We start from the raw sequence: 13,995 nt of genomic DNA, 5'->3' as shown, positions 1-13,995 counted from the left end.
AACCTCAATCTTTTATCACCGCTTCCAACATGCAGAAACGAAGCGATGCCTGCCAGAAAACAAATTCTCCGCAGAAGCTAGACAAAAAACATGCGCTGAAGAAGCTATCTCCAGCCTGAAGACATGCATCTCCAAGTTAGAGATATGCATCTTTAGTCTAGAGATTTGTATCTCCAGGCTGGAGATACAGTTTTTTTGCGGAAAACCGCCATTTCCCGGAGCTTTCTGCCGCTTTCTCAGGATTCACACTTTTCATATTTCAATGGCAGGCCATAACCTCTGACCCCCCATTCCCCTTTGTCCTTTACAAATACAAAAAGCGAGGCTATAGACCTCGCTTTTTGTACGCCCGTGGGGAGTCGAACCCCAATCGAAGGAACCGGAATCCTTTATTCTATCCATTGAACTACGGGCGCAAAAGACATCTTTTTCAAATGCGGAACAAAAGTACAATTATTCGCGCTTATCTCCTAATTTTTTCACAAAAATATTTTTTCCTGCGTCAGAACTGGAAATAAATGAAAGGCTGGATGTCACTGCTTTTCACCTGAATAACAAGATAAATCAAGGCAACCAGCACCAAAGCCTGTGCCAAAAGAGGCAGGCGGGTCATTCCACGTCCGCACGCATTCTGCCAACTGTCAGGACACCAGTGCAGCGCAAAGCCCACTCCCATCAGCACAAAAACCTGCCAATATCCGGCGACAAGCTGCATGAAGAGCTCAGGATGGAACGCCGTAAAAATCTGACGTATCATCACGGTAGATGCCTCAAATGTGGAATTACGGAAAAAAATCCAGCAGAAACACACGAAATGAAACGTAATAACTACAGCAAAAAAACGCCGGAGCCCCGAACTGCGGTAGTTTTTCGGACGTCCCAATACACTGCGGAAATATTTGTGTACAGCCAAAGCAGCCCCATGAAGGCCTCCCCATACAATGAAATTCCACGACGCGCCGTGCCACAGACCGCCCAGCAGCATGGTCAGCATCAAATTGACATAAGTGCGGATTTTTCCTTTCCGGTTCCCTCCCAATGAAATATACAGGTAGTCCCTCAGCCAGGTAGAAAGTGATATATGCCAGCGGTGCCAGAAATCGGTCACGCTTTCAGCCTTGTAGGGGGAGTTGAAGTTCAGAGGAAAATGAAAGCCCAACAGCAACGCCAGACCGATAGCCATATCACTGTAGCCGGAAAAGTCGCAATAAATCTGAAGGGCATAGCCATAAACGCCGAAAAGGTTCTCCAGACCCGAATAAAGTCCCGGATTGTCAAAAATGCGTTCCACAAAATTGATGCTGATGTAGTCAGAAATAACAGCCTTCTTGAACAATCCGCTCACAATGAAAAAGATTCCCTGCCCGAACATCTCAGAAGAAACAAACAGCGGACGGCGAATCTGAGGAACAAAATCACGGGCACGGACAATCGGCCCTGCCACCAGCTGCGGGAAAAATGACACATAGAACGCATAGTCCAGCAGACTGGAGAGAGGCTTCAGCTCCCTGCGGTATACATCAAGCGTATAACTCAACGACTGAAAAGTGAAGAACGAAATCCCCACAGGCAGGAAAATGTCAAGAGGGGTGAAAGTTCCGTTCCAGAGAGGAGCCAGCATCTCATAGAAAAAGTTCGTATACTTGAAATAGCAGAGCAGCCCGAGATTGATGCACAGGCTGGTGACGACAAGCAGCTTGCGCTTCCAGGGAGTTTCCGTACGCTCCATACGGTGCGCAAGCAGAAAGTCAGACACCGTAACGATGCCCAGCAGATAAAAATAAACTCCGCTGCTCTTATAATAGAAATAATAAGAAAACAACGTCACAAACAGCAGGCGTGCCGTCGTTTTATGACGCAACAGCACATAAACCAGGCTGAATCCTAAAAAAAGGAAAAGGAAAAGTCCGCTGTTAAATATCATCGGCTGGTGCGGATCATACGTAAGCACGCCGGCCACCTTGCTCCAGTCAATGCCCATCTCCTCCCAATTGAGTTTCCACATAATCGTTATACGCTTTTATAATTGCTTCATGTAATAATAATCCCTGCAGCCTATAGCCGTCGGCCGTAAAATGAATTTTATCCCGCTGGTAATAATGGCCGGCATTCCAATTCCGGCAGGCGAAGCTTTTTCCGCCAACAATGTCATAAAGGTCCCAGATGGCAAGTCCGTGAGAAGCAGCGTACTCCTTCTGCGTCTGCACAACCAGAGAAGTGCGGGGATTGACCACCCGCGGCCCACGGCGACCGTTCCTGACATAAGCTCCCGGAGGAGTGGTAAGCAAAAACGCCGCATCCGGACATTCCCGACGAATCTGCGACAGCAATGAATCCATGCTTGCCCGGTGCTCAGACGGAGAATAACGCCGACCATGAGCTTCGTTCGTTCCGAAAGAGAGGATGACCAGATCCGGATGAAGGCCTGCAACTTCACGGATGTTTCCGGGAGTGGAGAAGGTAGAACAGGTGCTGCCGTTCACTCCCAGGATATGATAGACTATGCCGGGAGCCCCGGTTTCATGCGCCAGACCCGAAGTACCGTAAGTCACTTTCATGTCAAGCACAGCATCTCCTCCGAAATCTTCCTCCAGAAGCTTGCGTACGACATAGGGATAAATGTGACCGCGCACATGGGAATCGCCGATATGCACAATGCGTACCGGGGCATTCATTTGCGAAATCTTCTTCCACAACGGAAACAGTTCTTTCTTCGGATCAGAAATCCGGTTTTCAAGCGTTTCCCTGAATGCTGAAGGCATCGAGCCGGCAACCGGAATATATTTCATCAGCCGCTGCATCGCAAAACTTCCGTATACCGGACCCGAATTGCGGTCACGCGGAGGAAGCTGAGGCAACGAGTCTTGCGCCTGCAACGAAGGGCATACGCACATCAGGCACGCCAGCAGACAAGCAATGCATATCCTCCTATTCCGCTTCATAGGCCTTACGCTTTTCATATTGCTCCATTCCATACATCAACGTTTCGAACAAGATGCCTGCCAGGTGTTTGCCTCCATGGAAATTGATGTGGGTATAATCATAATTCGCCATTGCGGGCTTGCTTTCAACCATTCTGACCATGCTTCCTTCGCCCCCCATCGCATCATACATATTCCAGAACGCCACTTTGGTTTCTGCCGCCAGTAATTGCTGGTAGCGGACAAGGCTTTTCACCTCAGGCATTGTACGCAAATTGCCGTTTTCATCCTTCGATTCCCGATCTCCTACTCCCACAATCAAAACAGAAGCTTGTGGAAACGCCTGCTTCAGGTAGTTGACCACCCGTGTCATGGCATCCTTATAATAAGCATAATTCGTCAGTCCTCCGGAAGCCACGTTCAAACCGTATTGGAGAACGATCAGGTCGTATGTCCTCAAGGAGGCATATTGCCTCAACAACGGAGCAGGAACGCCTCCCAATTGCTGGCCGCTGCTCCCCCGCGTGCTGAAGTTGTCGAGAATGATGCCTTCTGAAGGATCCATCGTAACCGCATAGAAAACAGGTATCGAATCAAAACGCTCCACTGTCCAGCGCACAGTACCGATGCGCCCGTTTACCGACAGCTTGCGCAATCCTTCTTGGCCAGCGACACGGAAACGCTGGGGTTCCGTCCCGTTTACCGAGGCGGCAATGCAAATGGAATCGGAAGCGACAAAATAGCAGGACGAAACGGATGAAGTATCTCCTTTCAATTCAACAAAAGCTCCGGGAGAAGGTATAAAATAATGGTTTGACAGATCCTGCAACGAACGGTCGAACCGGACAGAATCTGTGATCGAATGGCTGCCCCAACCGCCAAAAGACTGGCGGACGCTTCGGCGGAACCCGGCAATTCGGGTTGTTACAGGGACATAGCCAACTCCGCTTCCTCCGAAACGTTTTTGAAGCATTTTCCTCAGGTCACCGGTCAGAATATCCGCTTCGATAAAAGAATCGCCGAAATAAGCAATACGGACAGGCCTGCCCAAAGTCTGCCTGCCGGCAAGCGCTTCATAAAAATGAGCCATACCATGCCCCGTTGAGTCTGCATAGTCTTCTATGCACACCATGCCATCCTTGCAGGTATCCACAAAAGCCGGCTTGACCGGAGGAGGAAGCGGCAAGGTATCCGAATCAGCGGGCAATACCTTGTCGACGCGAATGTCAGAAAGCAAGTCTACCTTACGCAAAGGCTTCCCTCCCACCGACATGGGAGGAAGAAAATGAAGGACAAACAATCCCGACACAACCAGCAATGCCAGCAAAAATGTGGCAAGCAACTTATTTTTCATGACAAATCCATTCTATAAAAGCGCTGCAAAGATAGAGTAAATTTGGAAAGAAAGCATGAAGCAAACCGTTTTTTCGCAAAAAGAAAGGTTGCTTCCGGAAAAGCTCTCCGAAAGCAACCTTCAATATCAATTCAGTGCCGACAACCTGTCAACGGATAATCCCTAATTTCGAACTTTCTACAAATTCAATGATATGGTTGATTTCCTTGCTGTTGGGCACTTGCTCACGGATACGGATCAGCGCATCGTGCTGCGACGTATTCGCCTTGTAAAGAATGCGATAAGCCTGCGCGATATGCTTGATCAAAGTTTCCGAGAAACCAGCACGCTCCAGCACAATCGTATTGATGCTGTAAAATTCAATCGGCTCGTGCGCAGCTACAATGTAAGGAGGAATATCCCTCACGAAACGGCAGCCGCCCTGAACCACTGCATAAGTGCCCAGGCGGGTGTTTCCCTGCATCAGCACATTCGACGTAAGAATCGAATAGTCTTCAATGATGCAATTGCCGGAAACTTGCGATCCGTTTCCGATGATGCAGCTATTACCTACTTGCACGTCATGCGACAAGCGCGCTCCGGTCATGATAAAGTTTCCGTTACCGACCACCGTATCATGCCCTTTATGCGTACCACGGATTATCACTGCGTTCTCTCGAATCACGTTGTTGTTTCCTACATACGCGCAAGTGTCCTCACCCGTATAAGTGAAATCTTGCGGAACGGCAGCTACCACCGCACCCTGGTAAACGGTATTTCCGTTTCCCATACGCGCTCCGCTCATCAGGCTGGCATAAGGCATGATCACATTGTCGTCGCCTATCTCAACATTCTTGTCGATATAGGCAAACGGATGAACGGTGACGTTTTTTCCGATCTTTGCAGACGGATCAACATAAGCTAAAGGGCTAATCATAGTCATACACAATTATTTTAAGGTTAAATTAATTTCTACCGCCGCCCAATGCACTGTACAAGGAAACCACGGCCTGTATACGCTGCATATTGTCTGAAACTTCAGTCAACTGGGCACTCAGCAGACTTTGCTGTGCTGTCAGAATCTCCAGGTAAGTAGCATCACCGCTCTGGAACAAAGCCTTCGTATAAGTCACTGCCTTATCCAGCTGATCTACCTGCTGGCGATCCTGCTCCAGCTTCTTGTCTTGCGTATCATACAGACGCAAAGCGTTGCTCACTTCCTGTCCAGCTTCCAGAATTGTCTGCTGGTAGTTCATCTGCGCAATCTTCTCTTCAGCCTTCGACACCTTCAAATTAGCAATAAGCTGTCCGCGATTGAAGATAGGCTGCGCCAGCGAAGCCACAGCACTTAATATAGCCTTTCCGGGATTGACAATCGAACTTCCGGCACTGTTGGTCCATCCGGCCGTACCGCTGATTGTAATGCTCGGATAAAAAGCAGAACGTGCCTGATTTGTAGTATAATAAGCGCTTGCCAGAGTCATTTCGGCAACTTTCACATCCGGACGGTTTTCCAGCAACTGCAAGGGAACTCCTACCATGAGTTCATCCGGCATTACCTGTTCCTCCAGTGTGCTTCGGTCAATCTGCTGGGGAGTCTTTGCCAGCAAGATGCAAAGCGAATTTTCAGTTTCGCGCACCTGACGCTGCAAGTCCAGCAAAGAAGCCTGCACCTGATGATAAGCAGCGCGAATCTGTGCTACTCCTGCTTCGGTAGTCATGCCGGCAATCTTCATCGCTTCCATCGTACGTACATTCTCCTTGTATATAGCTACCGTTTCAGAAGTGATCTGCACTTGACGGTCAAGCATCAGCAGCGAGTAGTATGTATTGGCAATGCCGCAAATAATCTGCGAACGGACAGACTGCTGAGTATACTGGCTCTGCAAATAAGCCGCACGCTGTCCGCGTTTCGCATTCAGCAACTTTCCGAACAGATCGATTTCCCAGCTTGCGGCAACCGGAATCTGATACGTCTGGCTTGGCTTCATCTTGTCAAAACTGCTCAACGTTCCCTGCGGAGCAAAGTTTATGGAAGGCAAATAAGACAGTTTGGCTGCGGTAAGCATCGCTTTCGCCTCTTCCACACGGAGAATGGCGGCCTGCAAATCCACATTGCTGGCAAGTCCTTCCTCTATCAAAGCCTGCAGTTTCGGATCACGGAACACTTCCTTCCACGGAAGATTACCCATATTCGCCGTATCGGTAACAGCCAGCGTGTCCGTTTCTGATACCGGGTCACGATAGATGCCTGAAGCATCTATCGTTTCCGGACGATCATAAGCTCTGTAGATGTGGCAGCTGCTCATCATAGCAGCTACACACATCATTCCTATTATCTGTTTCTTCATTATTGTCTTGTCATTTAGCGTTTATTAGGAGTATACTGTTCTATTTCTGCTTCCACTTCACTTTCGTCCAAGCTATCCCATTCCATCGGTTTAACCTTTTCCTGCAGCCACTGGAATATCACGAACAGCACAGGCACAATGAAAATCTGGAATATCATGCCGATCAACATACCACCGATAGCGGATGCACCCAGCGTACGGTTACCATGAGCACCTACGCCAAAGGCAAACATCAACGGAAGCAAACCGATAATCATCGCCAATGATGTCATCAGAATCGGACGCAAACGGGCTGAAGCTCCGAGGACGGCGGCCCACGAAATGCTCATGCCTTGCTTGCGGCGGTCAAGGGCAAACTCTACGATCAAAATCGCATTCTTAGCCAACAGACCCATCAACATGATCAATGCAATCTGCATATAAATATCGTTCGACATGGTTCCCAATATCATCTTCAATGCCGGAATGCTTCCCAAAGCAGAGAAGCCGTTCACAAACAGGAAGCTTCCCAACAGACCGCAAGGTATTGAAAGCAATACGGCCAACGGCAGCAGGTAGCTTTCGTACTGAGCACTCAACAGCAAGTAAACGAACACAAGACACAATACAAAGATAATTCCCGTTGTATTTGTTGTCTGCGCTTCCTCACGCGCCATACCTCCCAATTCGTAACCGAAGCCGGCAGGCAAATCCTGATCTGCAACCTCAGCTATAGCCTGAAGAGCCTGTCCTGAAGAATATCCGGCTGCCGGGGATACCATCACCTGAATAGAAGTATACAGGTTGAAACGGCTGATCACATCCGGACCGTAGATTTTCTTCATCGAAACGAACTGTGAAATTGGAGCCATCTCACCGTCACTTCCGCGCACCTTAATGCTGTTCAACGACTCAAGATTCTTCGTTGCATCCGGTTCTGCCTGAATCATAACACGGTACATCTTACCGAAGCTGTTGAAGTTGGAAGCGTAGATACCTCCGAAGTAGCCCTGCATCGTCGTCAAAATGTCGCTCGGACTGATACCTGCTTTTTTACAAGCGGCAGCGTCGATATCCATCTGATACTGCGGGAAACTCGGGTTGAAGTTCGTTGATGCAGAATTGATTTCCGGACGCTTCTGCAATGCGGCAATGTAGTCGTTTACAACCTGGAAGAAATGATCCAGGCTACCTCCGGTCTTATCCTGCATATTCAACTCGATATCGGTCGAAATAGAGTAACCCGGAATCATAGGAGGCGCAAAGAACAATACCTGTGCATCCTTGAACAACTTCTGCGAACGCATAAACAATGATGCAACCACGATGTCAGAACTTTGCTGTGTTGTACGCTCTTCCCAGTCTTTCAACTTGATAATGATAGATCCGTAAGAAGGACCTTGTCCGCTACCGATGAAACTGAATCCGGAAATCACCGTGCGCGACTGAACAGCCGGGTCCGCTGCGATCAAGCTGTCAACTTTAGTCAGCACTTCCTGAGCACGTTCCTGCGAAGTGCCCGGGGGCAAAGTCACAGAACCCATAATCGTACCCGTATCTTCATTCGGAACCATACCGGTAGGCGTAATGCTCATGAATACAACCAAAAGCGCAATCGCCCCGGCAACCAGACCCATTGACAGCCAACGCTTATGGATAAATGCAACGACACGTTTCTTGTATTTTGCCAGCAACGAGTTATACGACTTGTTGAACGAATCCTTGAACTTGTCAGTAGTCATTCCCGCAAAAGCCAGAACACTGATTACAATCATCACAATGCAGAGTACCGGATGTTCGCTAAAGCTGAAGAGCCCGAAAATCATACCCAAAATAGCAATAATCGTAAAGAGGATGACAATCTTCGGATTCATCCACCGGCCAAGAGCATCTGCATATCGGGCCACAAGAATCTTACGCGATTCCTTGTAAGCCGTACCCATACGTTCCTTCAGTGTAGCTTCGGAGTTATGCGGCTTCAAGAACAAAGCACACAAAGCCGGAGAAAGTGTCAAAGCGTTCAATGCCGAGAAACCGATGGCAATCGCCATAGTCAAACCGAACTGGCGATAGAAAGTACCCGCCGTACCACTCATGAAACTTACCGGAATGAATACGGACATCATCACCAGCGTAATGGAGACAATGGCACTGCCCAATTCACTCATAGCGTCAATAGAAGCTTCACGAGCCGACTTGTAACCTTGGTCCAACTTGGCATGAACCCCCTCGACGACGACTATGGCATCATCGACGACTATGGCAATGGCAAGCACCATCGCTGACAGAGTCAGCAAGTTGATACTAAATCCGATAAGTGTCAAGGCAAAGAAAGTTGCGATCAATGCAACCGGAATAGCAATCGCCGGAATCAGCGTAGACCGCATATCCTGCAAGAAGATATATACCACGATAAACACAAGGATAAACGCCTCGATCAGCGTTTTCACCACTTCGTGGATAGAAGCGAACAAGAAGTCATTGGCACTCTGCGCAATATTGATACCCAAACCTTCCGGCAGATTCTTCTCGTATTCGGCAAGCACCTTCTCCAGATTCTGAATGGTTTCGGTAGCATTGGTTCCCGCCATCTGGTAAACGATACAAGACACAGCTTTATGACCGTTTACCGTATTGTTGAAGTTGTAGGTCAGACGTCCCAGCTCCATTTCAGCCACGTCCTTCAAACGCAACACTTCACCATTAGAAAGCGACTTGATGACAATATCACCAAATTCTGTTGTGCTCGACAAACGTCCCTTATAACGGATTGTGTATTGGAAAGACTGATTGCCGCGTTCACCGAACTGTCCCGGTGCAGCTTCAACGTTCTGCTCTGCCAAAACACCTGTGATATCGCTTGGCACCAACTTGTATTGCGCCATCACATCCGGCTTCAACCAAATACGCATAGAGTAGTCGGTACCCATCACATTGGCATCACCTACACCGCTTACACGTTTGATTTCCGGAATCAGGTTGATACTTGCGTAGTTTTCGAGGAACTCGATATTGTATTTGTCTTCCTTGTCATACACCGAGAATACCATCAGCATCGAAGTCTGACGCTTCTGGGTTGTCACCCCGACCTGAGTAACTTCGGCAGGCAGCAAACCCTGCGCCTGGGTTACACGGTTCTGTACGTTGACCTGTGCCATATCCGGGTCAGTTCCCTGATTAAAATATACAGTGATACGTGCCGAACCGTTGTTTGTTGCCGTAGACTGCATATACATCATGTTTTCCACACCGTTTATCTGGTCTTCCAGCGGAGAGATAACTGAATTCAGCACAGCCTGCGCATTGGCACCTGTATAAGTCGCACTTACCGAAACGGTAGGCGGCGCAATGTCCGGATACTGGGTAATCGGCAGCGTTGCCAGACCGATAAAGCCCAAGATTACCAACAAGATTGAAATAACGGTTGATAATACCGGACGGTTAATAAATCTATCTAGTTTCATTCTGTTCTATACCTATTATATTATATAAAGATATTTCATATCTGATCAATTAAACGCCGTAGCCAGATTGCCTTCCTTCTGGTCCTTCAAAGCCTGACGGTATTTGGCTTCCTTCTGAGCGGGAGTAATCGGAGTAATCTTCATGCCGTCGTTCAGACGAGTTACACCTTCCACGGCAATCTTGTCGCCCGACTTCAGACCGCCAAGAACGATATAGCTTTTGCCGTCATTCAAATTAGAAATCTGAATTTCGGTATACTTGACCGTACTGTCCGGCTGAAGAACATAAACGAACTTCTTGTCTTGGATTTCAACCGTTGCCGACTGAGGAACCAAAAGCACATTTTCCATTGTGTAAGGGAACACAACATTCGCCATACCGCCGCTTCGGAGCACATTGCTCTTGTTGGGGAAGATAGCGCGCATGCTCACAGAACCAGTAGTCTGATCAATGACACCGCTCACAGCATCAACTTTTCCTTTTTCACTATACATGCTTCCGTCCGCCAGTTCCAACTGCACCGCCGGCATTTTTTCCAACTGCTCTTTCAGTGTACCGCCGGCTTTCGTCAGTGCCAGAAGTTCTTTCTCTGTCAGCGAAAAATAAACATACATATCACCGATCTGAGAAACCGTAGTCAACGGCTCCGCAACAGAGGGGCTGACCAAAGCTCCGATACGATAAGGGAAAGTACCGATTACGCCGTCTGAAGGACTCGTCACTGTACAGAAGCCCAGATTCTGCTTGGCTGCCGTATAAGAGGCTTCAGCCTGTGCAAGGCTGGCCTTAGCTGTCAGCAAATTATTGACAGCAGTCTGATACTCAAAATCACTGATGATTTTCTGCTCGTGAAGCATCCGCTTGTTAGCTTCTGTTTCTGTTAAAGTTTTCAAATTAGCTTTGGCAGATTCAACTCCAGCCGCAGCCTGATCGAAAGCTGCCTTGTATTGAGTCGGATCAATCTGGAACAAAGCCTGTCCCTTATGTACAGTCGCACCTTCGTCAACACACAACTTCACAATAAAGCCACTCACCTGAGGACGGATCTCAATGTCCTGTAAACCTCTGATAGTAGCCGGGTACCGTTTGGCCTGCTCACTGGAAGTAGACTGTACTTCCTGCACTGCAAACTGGTCGTCACCCATCGTTCCGCCTTGACTTCCGCAAGCGGTTAACATTGATATCCCCACTGCGAACAGGGCTATCCGGCTAAAAGAAAAACTCTTGTTTCTTTTCATTTCCATATTATCCATCTTATAAAAATTAATGTTTTACCTTAAATAAATTAGAAGTTTTTCATATATACACATCTTTTTCAGTCTGCAAATATAGGAAAAAATCGGTGTGGGGAAATCTTAATTAACTAAGAATAACCATAAAACGAAGTTTGTGCGATTTTATCTGACCAACTGGCAAATTTAACCGACCAACAAATTAACAAACACAATCAATTTGCAGAAATTAAATATAAAAAATCTTCTATTTGTCATTTTATTTCTACATTTGCGTGCATTTCATTTTTGAAACTTACCAAATTCATTATAAGTATGACAAAAATTACTAGAGAAGCCGCCCTGCTCTATCACTCGCAGGGCAAACCGGGAAAGGTCGAAGTCGTCCCGACCAAGCCTTACCGAACACAAACCGATTTATCATTGGCCTACTCCCCCGGAGTAGCTGAACCTTGCCTGGAGATCCAGAAAAATCAAGAAACTGCATACGACTATACAGACAAAGGGAATCTGGTTGCCGTAATTTCAAACGGTACAGCCGTGCTTGGGCTGGGCGATATCGGCGCACTGAGCGGCAAGCCAGTAATGGAAGGTAAAGGGCTGCTTTTCAAAATATATGCCGGCATTGACGTGTTCGACATTGAAGTAAACGAAAAAGACCCGGACAAATTCATTGAGGCGGTCAAAGCCATCGCTCCAACCTTCGGCGGAATCAACCTCGAAGATATCAAGGCCCCCGAATGCTTCAAGATCGAAGAACGTTTGAAAGAAGAACTGGACATCCCGGTAATGCACGATGACCAGCACGGAACCGCAATCATTTCAAGCGCAGGTCTTCTGAATGCGCTCGAAGTGGCAGGGAAAAAGATTGAAGATGTGAAGATTGTCGTAAACGGCGCAGGAGCCTCGGCTGTTTCCTGCACGAAACTTTACATTTCACTTGGTGCCCGCCTGGAAAACATCGTAATGCTCGACAGCAAAGGAGTCATTTCAAAACAGCGCACCGACCTGAACGAACAAAAGAAATACTTCGCAACCGACCGTACAGACATCCATACATTAGCCGAAGCTATCAAGGGTGCAGACGTATTCCTCGGCCTTTCAAAAGGAAACGTACTGTCACAGGATATGGTGCGCAGCATGGCCGAAAATCCGATCGTATTTGCCCTGGCAAACCCGACACCGGAAATCTCCTATGAAGATGCCATGGCTTCCCGTCCGGATGTACTGATGGCTACCGGACGTTCGGATTATCCCAACCAGATCAACAACGTGATCGGATTCCCATACATCTTCAGGGGCGCACTGGACACCCGCGCAACCGCCATCAATGAAGCGATGAAACTGGCTGCTGTACGTGCTATCGCAGGACTTGCCAAGCAACCAGTTCCTGACGTAGTCAATGCGGCCTACCATGTAAACAACCTGACTTTCGGACGCGACTATTTCATACCGAAACCGGTCGACCCGCGCCTGATTACAGAAGTGTCCATGGCTGTAGCCAGAGCTGCAATGGAATCTGGAGTGGCCCGCAAGCAAATCACCGACTGGGATGAATACAGAAACCACTTGAAGGAACTGATGGGACAAGAAAACAAACTGACCCGCCAGTTATATGAAACGGCACGGCGCGACCCGCAACGTGTGGTATTTGCCGAAGGCATTCACCCGAATATGCTGAGAGCCGCCGTATTAGCCAAATCAGAAGGACTCTGCCATCCGATTCTTCTAGGAAATGAAGAACGTATCGAAAAGCTCGCTAAAGAACTAGAGCTGAGTCTGGAAGGAATCGAAATCGTCAATCTCCGCCATGACCGCGAGGCAGAACGCCGCGAACGATATGCACGCATCCTCAGCGAAAAACGCGCCCGCGAAGGAGCAAACTACCAGGAAGCCAACGACAAGATGTTCGAGCGCAACTATTTCGGCATGATGATGGTAGAAACAGGCGAAGCTGACGCCTTCGTAACCGGACTGTATACCAAATATACCAATACAATCAAGGTGGCCAAAGAAGTGATTGGCATTCAGCCGGGCTACAAGCACTTCGGAACCATGCATATCCTCAATTCCAAACAAGGCACTTACTTTATTGCTGATACCTTGATCAACCGCCATCCGGATACTGATGCGCTGATCGACATTGCAAAACTGTCGGCCAAGGCCGTACGCTTCTTCAACCAGGAGCCGATTATGGCCATGCTGTCATACTCCAACTTCGGTTCTGATCAGGAAGGAAGCCCCGCTAAAGTACACGAAGCCGTTGCCTACATGCAGAAAGAATATCCGGAATTGGCAATTGATGGCGAAATGCAAGTGAAATTCGCCCTTAACAATGCGCTGCGTGACGAAAAATATCCGTTCACACGTCTGAAAGGAAAAGATGTCAATACGCTGGTATTCCCGAACCTGACCTCAGCAAACGCAACTTACCAGCTGATTCAGGGAATGAGCGAAACAGAAGTAATCGGACCAATCCAGATGGGACTGAACAAACCGATCCACTTCACCGACATCGAAAGTTCTGTGCGCGATATCGTCAACATCACAGCCATTGCATGTATAGATGCCATCGTAGCAAAAAAACTGAAAGAAAACGAATAAACGCCAATCAGGCTGATTGAATCAGGACACAGAGCCGCAGAGCCACAGAATCTTGACCGCAAACATCTGTGACAATGCGCCTCTGTGTTCGTTTTTTATTACACTTCACC

The 13,995-nt window shown here is 48.0% G+C and carries 8 protein-coding genes and 1 tRNA gene; 1 reads left to right on the top strand and 8 read right to left on the bottom strand.

The window, feature by feature from the left end:
• Positions 1-344: 344 nt before the first annotated feature.
• From NW212_RS09855 to NW212_RS09820, 8 genes are all read right to left on the bottom strand, one after another.
• A tRNA-Arg gene (locus NW212_RS09855) sits at positions 345-416 on the bottom strand.
• Between the two features lie 86 nt (positions 417-502).
• Positions 503-2,005: an MBOAT family protein gene (locus NW212_RS09850; protein WP_258338476.1), complete on the bottom strand. Its 1,503-nt coding sequence runs from the start codon at positions 2,003-2,005 to the stop codon at positions 503-505.
• Positions 1,971-2,942, bottom strand: coding sequence for an SGNH/GDSL hydrolase family protein (locus NW212_RS09845; RefSeq protein ID WP_258338475.1), 972 nt, complete (start codon positions 2,940-2,942; stop codon positions 1,971-1,973). Before NW212_RS09845 ends, NW212_RS09850 begins: the two co-directional genes overlap by 35 nt.
• Positions 2,929-4,275, bottom strand: coding sequence for a hypothetical protein (locus NW212_RS09840; RefSeq protein WP_258338474.1), 1,347 nt, complete (start codon positions 4,273-4,275; stop codon positions 2,929-2,931). The genes NW212_RS09845 and NW212_RS09840 overlap by 14 nt, the downstream gene beginning before the upstream one ends.
• Before the next feature lie 148 nt (positions 4,276-4,423).
• Positions 4,424-5,191: an acyl-ACP--UDP-N-acetylglucosamine O-acyltransferase gene (gene lpxA, locus NW212_RS09835; RefSeq protein ID WP_258338496.1), complete on the bottom strand. Its 768-nt coding sequence runs from the start codon at positions 5,189-5,191 to the stop codon at positions 4,424-4,426.
• Between the two features lie 28 nt (positions 5,192-5,219).
• Entirely contained in the window at positions 5,220-6,605 is a 1,386-nt protein-coding gene (locus NW212_RS09830) for an efflux transporter outer membrane subunit (RefSeq protein WP_258338473.1), read from the bottom strand.
• 14 nt (positions 6,606-6,619) lie between these two features.
• Positions 6,620-10,048 (bottom strand): efflux RND transporter permease subunit, encoded by a 3,429-nt coding sequence (locus NW212_RS09825; RefSeq protein WP_258338472.1) that lies wholly within the window; start codon positions 10,046-10,048, stop codon positions 6,620-6,622.
• A gap of 45 nt (positions 10,049-10,093) precedes the next feature.
• Positions 10,094-11,302, bottom strand: coding sequence for an efflux RND transporter periplasmic adaptor subunit (locus tag NW212_RS09820; RefSeq protein ID WP_375337981.1), 1,209 nt, complete (start codon positions 11,300-11,302; stop codon positions 10,094-10,096).
• A gap of 294 nt (positions 11,303-11,596) precedes the next feature.
• Here NW212_RS09820 and NW212_RS09815 point away from each other — a divergent pair, with 294 nt between their 5' ends.
• Positions 11,597-13,885 carry an NADP-dependent malic enzyme gene (locus tag NW212_RS09815; protein WP_258338470.1) on the top strand — a complete coding sequence of 763 codons (2,289 nt, stop codon included), beginning with the start codon at positions 11,597-11,599 and terminating at the stop codon, positions 13,883-13,885.
• The last annotated feature ends 110 nt before the right edge of the window (positions 13,886-13,995 follow it).

The sequence above is a fragment of the Bacteroides sp. ET225 genome, assembly GCF_024733745.1.
GTDB classification, from domain to species: domain Bacteria; phylum Bacteroidota; class Bacteroidia; order Bacteroidales; family Bacteroidaceae; genus Phocaeicola; species Phocaeicola excrementipullorum.
This window is presented reverse-complemented; position numbering and strand designations above follow the sequence as displayed.